A 16,701-nucleotide genomic window follows, 5' to 3' on the forward strand; every position below is an offset into this window, starting at 1 on the left:
CTATCATAAATAAAATGATATTCAAGTCTTGACAAAAACTGTCTTGAGTCAATCAATCAAAATTTCAAGTATGTTTGCATCATCGTTAAGAAATATATCCATACAATATTCACTTCCGCCATATTCAAGTACTGCCCCCATCTGTTTCTTCTCCGGAGCTTCAAAACACAGGTTTGTATTTCCATCCGGATAATGTGCGATAAATCCCCACTCATGAGATCCATAAATAAAATCAAATCTAATAAAACATAGTTCCTCATTCTCCCAAATTCCAACATTGATATACGTAGTTGATTTACTTATCTGAAATGCCATCATTTTGCTTTCTCCCTATTCTATTTTCATAATTCATGTTTACTTGTTTTACACATAAGTGTCTAACCCTGAAACCGGATTTCTTATATTTTATCTCCGCATTTCCCATCGAATATAGCTACTTCCATTCTATGTCCTGCCAGATTTTTATACTGTTACATGTTTGGGAATCATATAGAATATCAAAGAAAAAGCAATCTAAAAAAGAATTGTATAACACACGAAAGGTTTCCTTGTGGGCATTGTAAAAAATAATGACAGGAACATGCAGAATAAACCGATTTCTATTAGAAAAGCAGCAGTGAAAAGCAACTCATAACAGGCATCAACTGTCGGGCAACAAATGGGCGACAAATGGCACATAAACGAATCACTTTTCACTGCTTTTATCAACTCGTGACCACTCTTACAAATGGCTTAAATCCTTGATTTCTTAGAACTTGCCAGCCTTTGCAGCTTCCTCGATCGAAACTGCAACTGCAACAGTCATACCAACCATGGGGTTGTTGCCGGCACCGATCAGACCCATCATTTCTACGTGGGCAGGAACGGAAGAAGAACCAGCGAACTGTGCATCGGAATGCATACGTCCAAGCGTATCGGTCATACCGTAGGAAGCAGGGCCTGCTGCCATGTTGTCGGGATGAAGGGTACGTCCTGTACCACCGCCGGATGCAACGGAGAAGTACTTCTTTCCGGCTTCCAGACGCTCTTTCTTGTAGGTACCTGCAACGGGATGCTGGAATCTGGTGGGGTTCGTGGAGTTTCCGGTAATGGAAACGTCAACATTCTCTTTCCACATGATAGCTACGCCCTCAGGTACGCTGTTTGCACCGTAGCAGTTAACCTTTGCACGAAGTCCTTCCGAGTAGGACTTTCTGAATACTTCCTTTACCTCGTTGGTATAAGGATCGTACTCAGTCTCAACATAAGTAAAGCCGTTGATTCTGGAAATGATCTGAGCTGCATCTTTTCCAAGACCGTTTAAGATAACACGAAGAGGTTTCTTACGTACCTTATTTGCCTTCTCTGCGATACCGATCGCACCCTCAGCTGCTGCAAAGGATTCATGGCCAGCCAGGAAGCAGAAGCACTCGGTCTCTTCTTCCAGAAGCATTTTTCCAAGATTTCCGTGTCCAAGACCTACCTTACGGGTGTCCGCAACGGATCCGGGAATACAGAATGCCTGAAGTCCTTCGCCGATGGCTGCAGCTGCGTCTGCGGCTCTCTTGCAGCCCTTCTTGATTGCGATTGCAGCGCCTACGGTATATGCCCAGCAGGCGTTCTCAAAACAGATTGGCTGGATTCCTTTGATCTGGTTGTATACATCAAGGCCTGCTGCCTTTGTAATCTCAGCGGTCTCCTCGATGGAATTGATACCATATTCCTTTAAAACAGCAAGAATCTGTTTTTCTCTTCTCTCATATGATTCAAATAAAGCCATTTTTTACGATTCCTCCTAATCTATGTATTTAGACCTGTGAATTACTCCTGTCTGGGGTCGATGATCTTAACCGCGTCAGCAACTCTTCCGTACTGACCCTTTGCCTTCTCCCATGCAGTGTTGGGATCGTCACCCTTCTTAATGAAGTCGGTCATCTTTCCAAGACTTACGAACTGATATCCGATGATCTGATCGTCCGCATCAAGAGCGATTCCGGTTACATAGCCCTCTGCCATTTCCAGGTAACGGGGACCCTTCTTCAGAGTACCGTACATAGTACCAACCTGGGAACGAAGACCCTTGCCAAGGTCCTCAAGACCGGCACCGATTGCAAGACCTTCTTCGGAGAATGCACTCTGGCTTCTGCCGTATACGATCTGAAGGAACAGCTCTCTCATTGCAGTATTGATGGCATCACATACAAGGTCGGTGTTCAGAGCTTCCATAACGGTCAGGCCGGGAAGAATCTCTGCCGCCATAGCTGCGGAGTGAGTCATACCGGAACATCCGATGGTCTCAACAAGCGCTTCCTGGATAATACCGTCCTTTACGTTCAGGGACAGCTTGCAGGCGCCCTGCTGAGGAGCACACCAGCCCACACCATGGGTAAAACCGGAAATATCCTTTACCTCTTTGGCCTGAACCCATTTTGCTTCCTCCGGGATCGGAGCAGCGCCGTGATGAACGCCCTGAGCAACGGGACACATTTCTTCTACTTCGCGTGAATAAATCATGTTAAGACTCCTTTCAGAATATATATTCTATTCAACATCATATTCTGTTATATTTTCTCACAAAACCGCGAATTAGTCCAGATATTTTTCCCTTAAAAATTAGATAAATTGAAAAGAATCTCTTTCCCTTATTTCGGCAATATGATAAAATATAGACAATATGGATCCATTCTGCGCATAAGAATCCCTCAAAATGCCGGAATGACCCAACCAACATCTTCACAATTCAGATGGGAGAGGTAATATGATAATCACAGTCACAATGAATCCGGCCATCGACAAAACGCTGGATGTAAACGGATTTCAGGCCGGAAATGTCCACCGGGTTACAAAAGTCATCCAGGACGCCGGTGGAAAAGGCATCAACGTATCAAAAACCATTCATGCCCTGGGCGGCTCCACCATCGCTACCGGTTTTCTGGGGGGAAACTCCGGCCATATGATCGAGCATGCGCTGGAGGATATGGATATCGGCCACGATTTTATTCATATCGACGGTGAAACACGCACCAACATCAAAGTAGTCGATACCACAAAAAAAGGCTTTGTAACCGAGTTTAACGAACCAGGCCCGGAGATCACCCGGCAGAACATCGATGCTCTGGTAAAAAATCTGGAGGAGCTGGCACGCCCCTCTTCGATCTTTGCATTCTCCGGCAGCGTCCCCGCCAGTGTTCCAAGAGATATTTATGCGTATCTGACCCGAAAACTGCGGAAACGCCAGGCAACCGTCATGATCGATGCCTCCGGCGATCTGCTGAAGGAATCCATCAAGGCAAAACCGTTTCTGATCAAGCCCAACGTCTTTGAGCTTGCCGGTCTGTTCGGTCTTGAAGGCGAGCTTTCCACCGACACCATCGTGGATCTTGGAAAAGAGCTTTTAGGAAAGGGAATCAATACCATCGCGGTCTCCCGCGGACAAAACGGCGCTGTTTTTCTGGATCACAACAGGGTGTTTACGGTCAGCGGTATCCAGATCCAGGCCCATTCCACAGTCGGATCGGGTGATGCCATGTTAGCCGCCCTGGCTTATGGACTGGACACAGAGCTTCCCTATGAAGACTCCGCAAAGCTGGCCATCGCCGCCTCCGCGGGTGCCTGCACCACCATCGGAACAAAGCCGCCCGCAAGAGAGCTGGTAGATGAACTGGTAAAAGAAGTGAACTTGACTTATTTATAAATTTTCCGGATTTTTAAGTAAAAACGCCTGCCCGGTTTCTCCATCTGGATCCGCCGGACAGGCGCTTCTTTTATTTCTCAGGAAACTGCATCCTATGAAACTAAAAACTATGATTTTCAATTCCGATTTAATCTGCCTATTTTCTCACCAGCAGGGATTTTCCGGTCATTTCCTTAGGCTGCTCCAGTCCCATAAGCTCGATCAGCGTCGGTGCGATGTCTGCCAGACAGCCGCCCTCTCTCAGACTGTAAGCAGGATCTGCATTTACCAGAATGAACGGAACAGGGTTTGTGGTATGAGCAGTGTAAGGCTCTCCGGTCTCATAATCCACCAGCTGCTCTGCATTTCCATGATCTGCACAGATGAACATCTGGCCGTTCACTTCCTTTATTGCCTCCACAGCCTTTCCGACACACTCATCTACTGTTTCCACAGCCTTGATAGCAGCTGCTTCCACACCGGTATGACCAACCATATCCGGATTTGCGAAGTTAATAATGATCACATCATACTTTCCGGAACGGATTGCGCCAGTCAGCTTATCACATACCTCATAGGCACTCATCTCCGGCTGGAGATCATAAGTCGCAACCTTGGGGGATTTTACCAGAATCCGGTCTTCTCCTGCGTTAGGTGCCTCCACGCCTCCATTGAAGAAAAAGGTTACGTGGGCATATTTCTCAGTCTCAGCAATTCTTGCCTGGGTCATATGCTTTGCAGCCAGAAATTCACCAAAGGTATTGGTAATCTCTACTTTATGGAAGGCAACCAGCTTGTTGGGAATGGTCACATCATATTCGGTGAAGCATACATAGGTAGTCACTACCCTCTCGCCGCGGTCAAAGCCGTCAAACTCATCGGCACAGAACACTCTGGTCAGCTCTCTTGCGCGGTCGGGACGGAAGTTAAAGAAGATCACGGAATCGCCGGTCTTGATGGTCGCCACAGGCGCGCCGTTTTCCATTACAACCGTGGGAACTACGAACTCATCGGTCACACCCTCATCGTAGGAATCCTGGATCAGTTTTACCGGATCGGTTCCCGTCTTGCCCTCGCCCCTGGTGAGTGCCTTGTAGGCAAGCTCTACACGATCCCAGCGGTTATCACGGTCCATGGCATAGTAACGGCCGCTTACGGAAGCCACCTTACCGACACCAAGCTCGTTCATCTTCTCTACCAGCTGTGCCACATAATCCTTTCCGGAAGCCGGAGGGGTATCACGGCCGTCCAGGAAGCAGTGAACATATACCTTGGAAAGTCCCTCTCTCTTAGCCAGCTCCAGAAGACCGAAGATATGGGTGATATGGCTGTGCACGCCGCCATCAGAAACCAGTCCGTACAGGTGAAGGGCAGAATCATTCTTCTTGCAGTTTGCCACAGCTTCGGCAAACGCTTCATTCTTAAAGAAATCGCCGTCCTGGATCTCCTTGGTGATTCTGGTAAGATCCTGGTATACGATCCGGCCTGCGCCCATATTCATATGACCAACCTCAGAGTTGCCCATCTGTCCGTCGGGAAGTCCCACTGCCAGCCCGCTCGCATTGCCCTTTACAAAAGGACAGTCCTTCATTAACGCATCCATAACCGGGGTCTTTGCTTCATATACGGCGTTGCCGTCATGGCGGTCATTGAGGCCGTATCCATCGAGGATCATCAGTACCGTAGGTTTTTTACTCATAATCATTCTCCTTTATCTCTATGGTTTTCCAAATGAAACCGTTTGTTTCCACCGTGCATTGTACCTTATTTTTTTGTCCGGCGCAAGCCCCGATGCAGAAAATCTTTCCTGCAGATACCAAAAGGACGCCTGTTTCCAGGCGTCCCTATCCATATACCTTCCCCAAAATGCCTGTTCAGGCACCCACGAACAAACTTTTAAGTTTCTGTTTCTCCGGTTTTCCCCAAAACCGCAGACTCAGAACCTCTTATTTTCCAAGCATGATGTTCAGAATTTCCACATCAGTGGATTTCATTCCTTCACGTCCCATACGTCCAATGTTGCGGATGGTCTGTTCCATATCTTCTACGACCATGCCTTCGCCGGGCTTGAAGCTCCGGTCTCTCTTGGCCAGCTCATAACCCAGAAGACCTGCCTCCACAGCACTTGCAATCTTTGATGCACAGGAGGACTTTGCACCGTCACATACCATGCCGCCGATGGTGCTGATGGCATTGATAATGGTATGGCCGATCACATCCAGAGATGCTCCGTCAATGTAGGCAATACCGCAGGCTGCGGAGCATCCGGCGCTGGTTGCACCACAGTAAGCAGACAGGTTACCGATGTAACGTTTCTGATGTAAGGAAAGGAGGTTTGCCAGAGTCAGTGCACGCAGCATTTTTTCTTCCGAACAGCCAACCTTTTTTGCATAGACTAAGATGGGCATGCTGACAGTAATTCCCTGATTTCCGCTTCCGGAGTTGATCACAACGGGAAGTGCACAGCCGCTCATACGGGCATCAGAGCCTGCCGCTGCCATGGCTTTTGCCTTAATTCTCCAGTCTGAATCACCGTTTACCTCCAGAAGTGTCTGTCCAACCATGGAGCCCCAGGGATTTGCAAGACCTTCTTTTGCAATGGCTTCATTATAATCCAGCTGACGCTGCATCAGAGGCTTTACATCCTCCAGCTCTACGGTGTTTGCAAACTCATAAATATCTTTCAGGTTCAGCTTGCTCTTGTCACCCTGGGATCCGGCCTCCAGATCATCCTGAGAAAACAGAACCTTTCCGTTCTTCTCGATCCTGGAAATATGATTGTGCTTTGTCTTTACTTCAACGATGGCGCTTTCCTCTCCCGCAAATACTTCGGCACGGATGTAAAGATTTTCCTCACCCTCCTGAAGATGGCAGTCGCACATACCGGATTTTACCAGTTCTCTTGTCTTTTCAATCTGCTCTTCGGTTACACTGTTCACAACTTCCAGCTCCAGATCTTCCCGACCGCCGACAACACCTAAAACAGCTGCCACGTCGATACCCATCTGTCCGCCGGAATTGGGAACTACTACGCCTTTTACGTTTTTCACGATATTGCCGCTGCAATACATGTCCATACGTTCAGGCATCTTGCCCAGTACAGCCCTTGCCTTGGCTGCTGCGAATGCCACGGCAATGGGCTCCGTACAGCCCATGGCGGGCAACAGCTCTGCCTTTAAAATTGTCAGATAGTTGTCGTAAATGTTCCTTTCCATACTTTGGTACCTCTTTCCTTTCCTATCAGAAATGTTCCATACAGACCGCAGCCCCGCCTGAAGCTCAGGCGGGCCGCTGTATAGGGTAAATATAATATGTTACTTTTATGCACCCAGGTAAGCTTTCTTTACCTCGGGGTTCACAAGCAGTTCCTGACCGGTTCCCTGGAGTGTAATGTTTCCAGTTTCCATTACATAACCACGGTCTGCAATGGAAAGCGCAACCGATGCATTCTGCTCGATCAGTAAAATTGTTTTTCCCATGTCCCGGATCTTTACGATCAGTTCGAAGATATCTTCGATGACAATGGGGGCAAGACCAAGGGAGGGCTCGTCCAGCATCACGATGTCAGGATCCATCATCAGACCTCTGGCAATCGCAAGCATCTGCTGCTCGCCGCCGGATAAGCTTCCGCCTGCCTGCTTATAACGTTCCTTCAGTCTGGGGAACAGCGTATACTGCTCTTCCACCAGTTCCTGAAATCTTGCTTTTGTCATATTCTTGTTTCCAAGAGCACCTGCCCGCAGGTTTTCATAAACGGACAGAGCCGGGAAAATCTTACGTCCCTCCGGCACGTGACACATGCCCATGTGAACGATCTTGTTTGCATGAAGCTTTGTAATATCCTGGCCCTTGAAGGTGATCTTGCTTCCGGGGCGTTTCTCTACCAGGTTGGAGATCGCCATCAGCGTAGAAGTTTTTCCGGCGCCATTGGAACCGATCAGGGTAACGATCTCACCCTTATTGATCTCCAGATTTACATTGCTCAGTGCAATGATATAACCATAGTTTACCGACAGATTCTCAACCTTTAACAATGTCTCAGCCATTTACTTTCACCGCCTCTCCGGCAACAATGCCCTTACCGAAGTAAGCCTCCTGGACTTCCTTGTTTGCCTTGATCTCATCAGGTGTTCCCTCGCAGAGCTTCTGACCGAAGTTCAGAACCAGAATTCTGTTACAGGAATTCATAATAAATTTCATATCATGCTCGATAACTGCGATAGTATAGCCCTTTTCATTCAGCATCAGAATAAACTCACGGAGAGACTCGGTCTCATTGGGATTCATACCGGCAGCAGGCTCATCGAGAAGCAGGATCACCGGGTCAAGAGCCAGTGCTCTGGCAATCTCAACCTTTCTCTGCATACCGTAAGCCAGGTTGCCTGCCATGGTATCCTTATAATCTGCCAGTCCGATGGATTCCAGGATCTCCAGGCTCTTCTCTACCGCATATTTTTCGTCTGCCTTATATCTTTTTGTATGGAGGATTGCGTCCGCCATGTTGGATTTCGTCTGAATATGGCATCCGATCTTTACATTATCCAGAACGCTCATGAACTTGAATAACTGCAGGTTCTGGAAGGTTCTTGCCATCTTCTTTCTTGCAATCTGGTCGGGAGTCATCTTTGTGATGTTCTCTCCCTGAAGAAAGATCTCACCCTTTGTGGGGGTATATACACCGGTACACATGTTAAAGAAGGTTGTCTTTCCGGCTCCGTTAGGGCCGATAATGCCGAAGACATCTCCCTTCATGATCTTCATATCAACCGATTCTACTGCCTTCAGACCACCGAAGTATTTGCAAATGCCTTTTGCTTCCAGTACAGGAACTTCACTCATTATGCCTTTCCTCCTTCTGTCTTCTTTGCTTTTTCCTCTTTCATCTTGATCTTGCCGCCTGCCAGCATAGACTTGGAGGCACCGATCAGACCCTGAGGACGGATCCACATCATTGCGATGATGAGAATTGCATAGATCACATATCTCCAGCTTTCCAGGAAACGAAGAGCCTCAGTCAGCACGGTAACAACCGCTGCACCAAGGATCGGTCCTGCAAGCGTACCCTGTCCACCAAGAACAACCATAGCCAGTACATTGAATCCGGCATCGGTGGTGAACTGAGAAGCCTCAATGTAGTTTACAAACGGTGCATAGGCAACGCCGATCACGCCTGCCCAGAATGCTCCGTACATAAAGTTTACAGACTTATAAAAGCTTGTCTCAACACCAAGAGACTTTGCTGCGATCTGATCCTCACGAATCGACATCCATGCACGGCCCACACGGGATTTAAGTACACGGTTTGTCACGAACAGGAACAGAACCAGTAAGAATAAGAAGATGAAGTAATAATACTTCGGCTTGAACAGATCCAGACCGAAGAAGGACGGATAGGGGATCTGCTTGATACCGAGGGAACCGCCGGTAACCGGTGTCCAGGTCTGGGCAATAATACGGATGATTTCCGATGCTCCCAGCGTTGTGATGGATAAGTAAATACCGTTCAGTCTCAGCGTCGGAAGACTTACGATGAAGCCGACCAGCATAGCCAGGATACCGCCGACGAGCAGCAGAAGCCAGAAGCTGATTCCGAAATTCTTGGAAAGAGCTGCACTGGTATATGCGCCGATAGCGAAGAAGCCTGCCTGTCCGAGACACATCTGTCCGCTGTATCCATTGATCGCATTCAGGGAGCCGGCCAGAGTTGCATACATCATAATATTGCATAAGTAACGGATATAAAGGGTCTTCTTAATCACAAAGGGCAGAATCGCCATGACCACAAACAGAGCGAGCAGAACCCACACTTTGTACTTGCTGTAAAATTCTTTCATTTTCTGCATTATACTCTCGCCCCCTTCTTGCTTACGAATCCCTGAGGTCTGAATAACAGTACAAGGATCAGGAATGCGAACGCGAATACATCACGGAACACGGCTGCACTTGCAACAATACCAAGGTTCTCGATAATACCGATGCACAGACCACCAAGGGCAGAGAACCGGATGTCAACCAGACCACCAAGTACGGAAGCTGCGAATGCCTTCATACTGTAGCTGGAGCCCATGGTTGCAGATACGGAATAATAGTAAATGGAAAGCAGGATACCTGCGATACCACCGAAGCCGCAGCCGATACAGTTTCCGAGAAGCGCCGTCCGCTTCACGTTGATACCCATTAAATAGGAAGCATCCTTATTCTGGCTGACTGCACGAAGCATAACGCCCCACTTGGTCTTGTTAAAGAACAGAGTCAAGGCCACAGCCAGTACGATTACCAGAATAATAATTACAATCTGAAGAAGCTTGATGTTTAACACTGCTCCAAAAAGGTTAATATTAAACGTCTTATTATCAATGATGTTCAAAACCGGCTTTGTTTCAGGTCCAAACACGATCTGAGCCAGGTTCTTTAACAGCATACTGATTCCGATGGTACATAAAAGGGAAATATGCCGGGGAGCATTGAAGAAACGCTCATAGCACAGCTTATAAATCACAATACCGATTACAAAGGAGCCTACAAAGGCTGCCAGAATTGCGAGTGGAAGATTGTTTCCCACTCCCTGGAAAATATAATATGCAGAGAAGGCACCTATCATCATAACCTCGCCGTATGTGAAGGTTACCATACCTACTACGCCTACGATAACGGAATAACCAATGGCCATCAGCGCGTAAATTGAACCCTGGCAGATTCCGTTAAGGAGCTGATTGAGAATATATCCCATGCTCTTCCTCCATTACGAAAGAGGGGACGGCGAAATTGCTCACGCCGCCCCGCTTCTTGTTCAATGATTTTTACTGATCGTTTTCTTACTTGGAATAGTCAAAGCCTTCCAGTACGGTCCATTCGCCGTCCTTAACACCACAGATCATGTAGTTACGGTTGATGTCGCCATCTTCGGTAAACTTGATCTCGCCGGTAACGCCGGTGTAGGCAGGCAGGTTTGCAAGTGCATCACGGATTGCATCACGAGTGATCTCGCCATCGCCGATGGACTTGATTGCCTCAGCGATCAGGTATACACAGTCGTAAGCGCATGCAGGGTGGATAGTAGGAGCGAATCCAGCCTCACCTTCGAACCATTTTGCCCAAGCAGTCAGCTCTGCATCGTTCGGGTCAAAGAAGAACGGAGAGGTTACGATCAGATTGTTCTGATCGGTTAACTGCTTAGCAACCTGCTCAGAGGTTCCAGGCCCTAAAGCAACATGCTTGATCTCCCAGCCTGCAGCATCTGCCTGGTTGAATACCTGAGCAACTGCATCGCCCTGATCCATAACAACCAGAACATCGGGATTTACGGACTGCATCTTGGTGATCAGAGCACTGAAGTCCTTCTCACCGGAAGCATACTTCTCAACAGTTACTTCCATGCCCTCAGCCTCTGCTGCAGGAAGGAAGTTATCGTAGCAGGACTGACCCCAGTCACTGTCTACACGGATAACAGCTACCTTCTTTACTCCAAGGTATTTGCCAAGGATGTACTTTGCCAGGTAAGGAGCCTCAGCATCCTGACGTCCCATAATACCGAAGCAGTACTTGCTCATGGAAGCGTAATCAGGTGCAGATGCCGTAGGGCTTAACTGAGTGATTCCGTAACGGTCGCAGATCTCTGCGTTTGCCTTGCAGGCACCGGATGTGAAGTCACCGAGGATTGCCATAATTTCATCGTTCTCAGCAAAGTCAGTTGCCATTGTGGAAGATGTAACCGCATCACCCTGGGTATCCTTGATATCAATTTCCAGTTTGTAGCCGTTTGCGCCGCCGGCAGCATTGATCTCCTCGATTGCTTTGTTAAAGCCGATATCAAAGCCCTTGCCGTACTCAGCGTAGTTGCCGGTCAGAGGTGCCAGGCCGCCTAACTTAATGGTACCCTTGAAATCACCGCTTGCAGCTGCCTTTGTTTCCTTGCTGTCGTCTGCTGCCTTTGTTTCTCCAGCCTTTGTCTCTTCAGCTGCCTTTGTTCCGGCAGCGGTTGTCTCTTTCTCGTTCTTGGAACCGCATCCAGCTAATGCAGATACAGCCATTACAACGGAAAGAGAAAGTGCTAAAACCTGTTTTTTCATGTTTCTACCTCCCTTTTTTATAATGTGAGCATGCTCGCCTCATTCTTCCATTATACTTCTTATTTATGGAAGTGAAGCTTGCATACCGGACATCCTTTCGCAATGGTGTCAGTCAGATCCAGGGTAAGTCCCATGGACTCTGCAATTCCTCTGTCACCGTCCATTGCCATATCACAGAGCTTTGCACATGTTTCATCATCAATGCCCTGTTTCTTCCATGCCGCCAGTAAGGGGCAATAATGGAATTCAATCTTCAGATCATCTTTTGTACACTCCGTTACATCCATCTGGAATGTGGATTTTCCAAGATCATCCAGGAATGCATGCTCAAACTGTCTTAAATCCGAAGGATCTTCACAGGCTGCCTTAAAGCCTTCTCCGTGGAAATGACCTGTTGCACGGATGGCCTTTCTTGCGATACCCTCTGCATCAACGCCTTCCTTTACGCCTTCCTGGTAAGTAAGTCCCATCCAGGTTGCACGGTGCTCGATTGCTTTCCGGTTAATGTTTACTTTCTCATCATAGACGAGAGACACATTCTTAATTGCCATACTCTGATCCTCCTGATCGTTTTTCCTTTTTCTTTGCCTTTTTTGTGCATCTTCTGTAACATCTGCACTGTTTATGAACTAATCATATCAGTCATATATTATCTTGTCAATAGTTTTTTGGTAAATTTATTTTATTCTGCATTATTTTGTCAAACGGGCACACTTCCCCCTTGCTCTTTTTGTGCATTTTGACTTTCAATTGACAAACGCAATCAAAAAAGTTATAATAAAATTCAAATGCAGGCATTCGAAGGGACAAAACAAATGAACACTAATAATACTAGTTTAAAAAATCAAATTTACACTTCGATCCTTAACGACATTATCATCGGTGCCTATCCCCCTGATCAGGTCATAAATGAAAAGGGATTGATGGAAAAATTCAGCGTAAGCCGTGCTCCCGTCCGGGAAGCCCTCATTGAGTTATGTAACGAAAAGGTACTTTACAGTATCCCCTACTACGGATACAAAATCACACCCGTCACCGATACGGATGTTGCCAACGTTAAAGCCTACCGAAGCGTAGTAGAATGCGGGTTCATGCAGGAATACTGGCGAAAGCTGACCCCCGATGCGATAGAACGCCTTTCTGACATGATAAAAGAAGATATGGCACAGAAGGAGGCGGGCGATGCCATCTCCAACTGGAACGACAACCTGCGGTTCCATCTGGCATTTTTTGAGATCTACGGGAACCAGTACGCCTACAACAATCTCCGTTCCGCCATGTCTATGCAGACACGGGCTTATGCCCAGGCCCGCTGGAACGAATGGCACTCCCACATCTTCCACGATTTCCCCGCATTTCATGGCCCCATTCTGGAAGCCATCCAGGAAAACCAGATGGATCGGGCTTTACGACTGCTCCGCGCGGATATTATCAGCATATGATTCTTACAAACACCTTTTAACGCACACGAGGCGGTGTCTCCCATTCGGGATACACCGCCTCGTGTTTTCTCTCTTTGTAATTGCTTTCGTTAATTCCTGATGGATTTTACTTCCAGTTAACGATCTGGCCAAAATCAGCTTTAAGAGCTGCGCCGCCTACCAGGCCGCCATCGATGTCTGCCTGAACAAACAGTTCGGGAGCAGTCTTGGGATTTACGCTTCCGCCGTACTGGATACGGATTGCTTCTGCAGTTGCTTCATCATAGATCTCAGCAATGCACTTACGGATACCGCAGCAAACTTCCTCAGCCTGCTCTGTTGTAGCTGTCTTGCCGGTTCCGATTGCCCAGATGGGCTCATAAGCGATAACCGCAGTTTTTGCCTGCTCAGCGGTTACACCGAGGAATGCAATCTTAACCTGCTGACGGATGAAGTCCATGGTTACGCCCTGCTCTCTCTGCTCCAGAGTCTCGCCGCAGCATACAATGGGAGTAATGCCATGCTCAAATGCCTTCAGAACCTTCTTGTTTACAGTCTCGTTTGTCTCAGCGAAATACTGTCTTCTCTCAGAATGTCCGATGATCACATACTTAACGCCTACATCTGTCAGCATTGCAGGGGAGATCTCGCCGGTGAAAGCACCCTTCTCCTCGAAGTACATATTCTCAGCACCGATCTGGATGTTGGTTCCCTTTGCAGCCTCGATTGCAGGGATGATATCGATCGCAGGTACGCAGAATACAACGTCTGCTTCTTCTGTCTGTACCAGGGGCTTTAAGGTATTGATCAGTTCTACTGCCTGGCTGGGAGTCATGTTCATTTTCCAGTTGCCAGCGATAATTTTCTTTCTTGCCATTGTTTTGTTCTCCTATATTTGATAATGATTGTTTCTTCGTCAGGTATCCTCTCCTGCCCTCAGTCTCGCTTTGCTTTGCTGAGGGCGGAGAGCCGGTTTTCAACTCCAGAACCGATTCGCTTTACGCGGATCCCGCGCTTACGCGCTTGCCGGTTCTGTCGTGATAAGCCTCAGACAAAAGTAAATGCTCACTTTGCTCGCGCTTCCTTTTGTTTCTTCGGCGGGTAACCTCTCCTGGCCCTAGCGCTTGCTTCGCCTCGCTGAGGGCGGAGAGCTAAGTTCACACTAAGCTCTGTCTGCGCCTTCCGGCTTGCCAGTCGCTAAGTGTTTACTTATCGTTCGCAGCCGCTACGCCGGGCAGTTCTTTGCCTTCCAGGAATTCCAGAGAAGCGCCGCCGCCGGTGGAGATATGTGTCATCTTGTCACCAAAGCCAAGCTGATTTACTGCTGCTGCAGAATCACCGCCGCCAATGATGGTGATGGCATCGGTCTCAGCCAGAGCCTTTGCAACTGCGATAGTTCCCTTTGCAAGAATCGGGTTTTCAAATACACCCATGGGGCCGTTCCAAACAACGGTCTTTGCGGACTTCACTGCATCAGCGTACAGCTTTGCAGTTTCGGTTCCGATATCCAGACCCATCTTGTCTGCCGGGATCTTGTCTGCGGGAACAACCTCCACAGCGATCTCAGCATCAATGGGGTTCGGGAATTCTGCTGCGATGGTGGTATCAACGGGCAGAAGCAGCTTCTTTCCAAGCTTCTCAGCCTTCTCCATCATTTCCTTGCAGTAAGCAATCTTTTCATCATCAACCAGAGAAGTACCAACCTCATAGCCCTTTGCCTTTAAGAAGGTATATGCCATGCCGCCGCCGATGATTAGAGTATCACACTTCTCCAGCAGGTTCGCGATTACATTTAACTTATCAGCAACCTTGGCACCGCCGAGGATTGCAACGAAGGGACGCTCCGGGTTATTTACTGCGTTGCCAAGGAAATCGATCTCCTTCTGCATTAAGTAACCAACTACGGAAGTCTCCACATACTGGGTAACACCTACGTTGGAGCAATGTGCTCTGTGGGCAGTACCGAATGCATCGTTTACAAATACATCGCACAGGGAAGCCAGCTCTTTGCTGAATGCTTCACCGTTCTTTGTTTCTTCTGCTCTGTAACGGGTATTCTCAAGAAGAACAACCTCGCCATCCTTCATTGCCGCTACAGCAGCCTTTGCGTTGGGGCCGACAACCTCGGGATCAGCAGCAAATTTTACTTCCTGGCCGAGAAGCTCGGACAGTCTCTTTGCAACGGGTGCAAGAGAAAGCTCCGGCTTGGGCTCTCCCTTAGGCTTTCCGAGATGGGAGCAGAGGATTACCTTTCCGCCATCAGCGATCAGCTTCTTAATGGTAGGAAGAGCTGCAACCAGACGGTTCTCGTCTGTGATCTTTCCATCCTTTAACGGTACGTTGAAATCACAGCGTACCAGGACTTTCTTTCCTTTAACGTTGATATCATCAACAGATTTCTTATTAAGCATAACTGCCTCCTTATAACCTGTTATTTTTTCAATGAAACAAAAACAGGTCCGGTCCTTTAAAAGAACCGGACCCGCCGATAATTCCTATTTACACTGGGTTTACAATTAAGCTAACTCAGCGAAGTACTTGATGGTTCTAACCATCTGGCTTACGTAGGAGTTCTCGTTGTCATACCAGGAAACAACCTCAACCTGAGTCTTGCCATCAGCAAGAGGAGAAACCATGGTCTGAGTTGCATCGAACAGAGAACCGTAAGTCATACCAACGATATCGCTGGAAACGATCTCATCTTCGTTGTAACCGAAGGACTCAGTCTGAGCAGCCTTCATAGCAGCGTTTACTTCTTCCTTTGTTACAGCCTTGTCTACAACTGCGAACAGAAGAGTTGTGGAACCTGTAGGGGTAGGTACACGCTGAGCAGCGCCGATGAGCTTGCCGTTCAGTTCGGGGATTACAAGACCGATAGCCTTAGCAGCACCGGTGGAGTTGGGAACGATGTTTACAGCGCCTGCACGGCTTCTTCTCAGGTCACCCTTTCTCTGAGGACCGTCAAGGATCATCTGATCACCGGTGTAAGCGTGGATGGTGCACATAATACCGGACTCAACGGGAGCCAGATCGTTCAGAGCCTTTGCCATAGGAGCCAGGCAGTTTGTTGTACAAGAAGCTGCGGAGATAACGGTATCTTCCTTGGTCAGAGTCTTGTGGTTTACATTGTATACGATAGTAGGAAGGTCATTTCCTGCAGGTGCGGAGATAACTACCTTCTTAGCACCAGCCTGGATATGAGCAGAAGCCTTCTCCTTGGAGGTATAGAAGCCTGTGCACTCGAGAACTACGTCTACACCAAGCTTGCCCCAGGGAAGATCCTTTGCGTCCTTCTCTGCGTAGATTGTGATTTCCTTGCCATCAACAGTGATGGAGTTGTCGGAGTAGCTTACGGTATCAGCCAGAGCGTACTTGCCCTGAGAAGAATCATACTTCAGCAGATGAGCCAGCATCTTGGGGCTGGTTAAATCGTTGATTGCTACAACGTCATATCCGGGTGCATTGAACATCTGTCTGAAAGCCAGACGGCCGATACGTCCGAAACCATTGATTGCTACTTTTACTGCCATTTTGAATTCCTCCTAAAATAGAATATGGT

The 16,701-nt window shown here is 47.9% G+C and carries 16 protein-coding genes; 2 read left to right on the forward strand and 14 right to left on the reverse strand.

Translation table 11 applies throughout. The features are described from left to right. Nucleotides 1-48 precede the first annotated feature (48 nt). The 3 genes from ACTQ3K_RS02600 to ACTQ3K_RS02610 all read right to left on the reverse strand — a co-directional run bounded on the left by ACTQ3K_RS02600 (nt 49) and on the right by ACTQ3K_RS02610 (nt 2,493). Nucleotides 49-318, reverse strand: a complete 270-nt coding sequence (locus ACTQ3K_RS02600) for a hypothetical protein (RefSeq protein WP_441565464.1) — start codon at nt 316-318, stop codon at nt 49-51. 430 nt (nt 319-748) lie between these two features. Beyond that, nucleotides 749-1,759, reverse strand: a complete 1,011-nt coding sequence (locus tag ACTQ3K_RS02605; protein ID WP_441565466.1) for a GGGtGRT protein — start codon at nt 1,757-1,759, stop codon at nt 749-751. A 41-nt stretch (nt 1,760-1,800) separates the two neighbouring features. After that, entirely contained in the window at nt 1,801-2,493 is a 693-nt protein-coding gene (locus ACTQ3K_RS02610; protein ID WP_441565468.1) for an iron-sulfur cluster assembly scaffold protein, read from the reverse strand. A gap of 244 nt (nt 2,494-2,737) precedes the next feature. On the opposite strand from ACTQ3K_RS02610, the gene pfkB reads away from it, so the two are divergent. After that, entirely contained in the window at nt 2,738-3,673 is a 936-nt protein-coding gene (gene pfkB / locus ACTQ3K_RS02615; RefSeq protein ID WP_441565470.1) for a 1-phosphofructokinase, read from the forward strand. 136 nt (nt 3,674-3,809) lie between these two features. Here pfkB and gpmI read toward each other — a convergent pair whose 3' ends face one another. From gpmI to ACTQ3K_RS02655, 8 genes are all read right to left on the reverse strand, one after another. Further along, nucleotides 3,810-5,351, reverse strand: a complete 1,542-nt coding sequence (gene gpmI, locus ACTQ3K_RS02620; protein WP_441565472.1) for a 2,3-bisphosphoglycerate-independent phosphoglycerate mutase — start codon at nt 5,349-5,351, stop codon at nt 3,810-3,812. A 247-nt stretch (nt 5,352-5,598) separates the two neighbouring features. Beyond that, nucleotides 5,599-6,867, reverse strand: coding sequence for an L-cysteine desulfidase family protein (locus ACTQ3K_RS02625; RefSeq protein ID WP_441565474.1), 1,269 nt, complete (start codon nt 6,865-6,867; stop codon nt 5,599-5,601). 105 nt (nt 6,868-6,972) lie between these two features. Further along, a complete protein-coding gene (locus tag ACTQ3K_RS02630) occupies nt 6,973-7,686 on the reverse strand; it encodes an ABC transporter ATP-binding protein (RefSeq protein WP_441565764.1) in 714 nt (237 codons plus the stop codon). A gap of 4 nt (nt 7,687-7,690) precedes the next feature. Beyond that, nucleotides 7,691-8,491 (reverse strand): ABC transporter ATP-binding protein, encoded by an 801-nt coding sequence (locus ACTQ3K_RS02635; protein WP_441565476.1) that lies wholly within the window; start codon nt 8,489-8,491, stop codon nt 7,691-7,693. Continuing rightward, complete coding sequence (locus tag ACTQ3K_RS02640) at nt 8,491-9,495, reverse strand: branched-chain amino acid ABC transporter permease (RefSeq protein ID WP_441565478.1); 1,005 nt, start codon at nt 9,493-9,495, stop codon at nt 8,491-8,493. Before ACTQ3K_RS02640 ends, ACTQ3K_RS02635 begins: the two co-directional genes overlap by 1 nt. Next, a complete protein-coding gene (locus ACTQ3K_RS02645; RefSeq protein WP_441565480.1) occupies nt 9,495-10,382 on the reverse strand; it encodes a branched-chain amino acid ABC transporter permease in 888 nt (295 codons plus the stop codon). The genes ACTQ3K_RS02640 and ACTQ3K_RS02645 overlap by 1 nt, the downstream gene beginning before the upstream one ends. A gap of 85 nt (nt 10,383-10,467) precedes the next feature. Then, nucleotides 10,468-11,721 carry an ABC transporter substrate-binding protein gene (locus ACTQ3K_RS02650; protein WP_441565482.1) on the reverse strand — a complete coding sequence of 418 codons (1,254 nt, stop codon included), beginning with the start codon at nt 11,719-11,721 and terminating at the stop codon, nt 10,468-10,470. A gap of 59 nt (nt 11,722-11,780) precedes the next feature. Further along, nucleotides 11,781-12,272 (reverse strand): L-2-amino-thiazoline-4-carboxylic acid hydrolase, encoded by a 492-nt coding sequence (locus tag ACTQ3K_RS02655; RefSeq protein ID WP_441565484.1) that lies wholly within the window; start codon nt 12,270-12,272, stop codon nt 11,781-11,783. A 264-nt stretch (nt 12,273-12,536) separates the two neighbouring features. On the opposite strand from ACTQ3K_RS02655, the gene ACTQ3K_RS02660 reads away from it, so the two are divergent. Next, nucleotides 12,537-13,163 (forward strand): GntR family transcriptional regulator, encoded by a 627-nt coding sequence (locus tag ACTQ3K_RS02660; protein ID WP_441565486.1) that lies wholly within the window; start codon nt 12,537-12,539, stop codon nt 13,161-13,163. Nucleotides 13,164-13,269: 106 nt separating this feature from the next. Here the strand turns inward: ACTQ3K_RS02660 and tpiA are convergent, their stop codons facing one another. The 3 genes from tpiA to gap form a co-directional block, all read right to left on the reverse strand. After that, entirely contained in the window at nt 13,270-14,019 is a 750-nt protein-coding gene (tpiA, locus tag ACTQ3K_RS02665; RefSeq protein WP_441565488.1) for a triose-phosphate isomerase, read from the reverse strand. A 328-nt stretch (nt 14,020-14,347) separates the two neighbouring features. Beyond that, entirely contained in the window at nt 14,348-15,553 is a 1,206-nt protein-coding gene (locus ACTQ3K_RS02670) for a phosphoglycerate kinase (protein WP_441565490.1), read from the reverse strand. 105 nt (nt 15,554-15,658) lie between these two features. After that, the gene (gene gap, locus ACTQ3K_RS02675; protein WP_441565492.1) at nt 15,659-16,672 is read right to left on the reverse strand and encodes a type I glyceraldehyde-3-phosphate dehydrogenase; all 1,014 of its coding nucleotides are present in this window, start codon (nt 16,670-16,672) and stop codon (nt 15,659-15,661) included. Nucleotides 16,673-16,701 lie beyond the last annotated feature (29 nt).

Source organism: Candidatus Paralachnospira sp. LCP21S3_A2, from assembly GCF_052118925.1.
GTDB lineage: Bacteria > Bacillota > Clostridia > Lachnospirales > Lachnospiraceae > Lientehia.

Bases quoted from the DNA above. Each gene is read 5' to 3' on its own strand.
- ACTQ3K_RS02600 (WP_441565464.1), bottom strand. From the start codon at position 318: ATGATGGCATTTCAGATAAGTAAATCAACTACGTATATCAATGTTGGA.
- ACTQ3K_RS02605 (WP_441565466.1), bottom strand. From the start codon at position 1,759: ATGGCTTTATTTGAATCATATGAGAGAAGAGAAAAACAGATTCTTGCT.
- ACTQ3K_RS02610 (WP_441565468.1), bottom strand. From the start codon at position 2,493: ATGATTTATTCACGCGAAGTAGAAGAAATGTGTCCCGTTGCTCAGGGC.
- pfkB (WP_441565470.1), top strand. From the start codon at position 2,738: ATGATAATCACAGTCACAATGAATCCGGCCATCGACAAAACGCTGGAT.
- gpmI (WP_441565472.1), bottom strand. From the start codon at position 5,351: ATGAGTAAAAAACCTACGGTACTGATGATCCTCGATGGATACGGCCTC.
- ACTQ3K_RS02625 (WP_441565474.1), bottom strand. From the start codon at position 6,867: ATGGAAAGGAACATTTACGACAACTATCTGACAATTTTAAAGGCAGAG.
- ACTQ3K_RS02635 (WP_441565476.1), bottom strand. From the start codon at position 8,491: ATGAGTGAAGTTCCTGTACTGGAAGCAAAAGGCATTTGCAAATACTTC.
- ACTQ3K_RS02640 (WP_441565478.1), bottom strand. From the start codon at position 9,495: ATGCAGAAAATGAAAGAATTTTACAGCAAGTACAAAGTGTGGGTTCTG.
- ACTQ3K_RS02645 (WP_441565480.1), bottom strand. From the start codon at position 10,382: ATGGGATATATTCTCAATCAGCTCCTTAACGGAATCTGCCAGGGTTCA.
- ACTQ3K_RS02650 (WP_441565482.1), bottom strand. From the start codon at position 11,721: ATGAAAAAACAGGTTTTAGCACTTTCTCTTTCCGTTGTAATGGCTGTA.
- ACTQ3K_RS02655 (WP_441565484.1), bottom strand. From the start codon at position 12,272: ATGGCAATTAAGAATGTGTCTCTCGTCTATGATGAGAAAGTAAACATT.
- ACTQ3K_RS02660 (WP_441565486.1), top strand. From the start codon at position 12,537: ATGAACACTAATAATACTAGTTTAAAAAATCAAATTTACACTTCGATC.
- tpiA (WP_441565488.1), bottom strand. From the start codon at position 14,019: ATGGCAAGAAAGAAAATTATCGCTGGCAACTGGAAAATGAACATGACT.
- ACTQ3K_RS02670 (WP_441565490.1), bottom strand. From the start codon at position 15,553: ATGCTTAATAAGAAATCTGTTGATGATATCAACGTTAAAGGAAAGAAA.
- gap (WP_441565492.1), bottom strand. From the start codon at position 16,672: ATGGCAGTAAAAGTAGCAATCAATGGTTTCGGACGTATCGGCCGTCTG.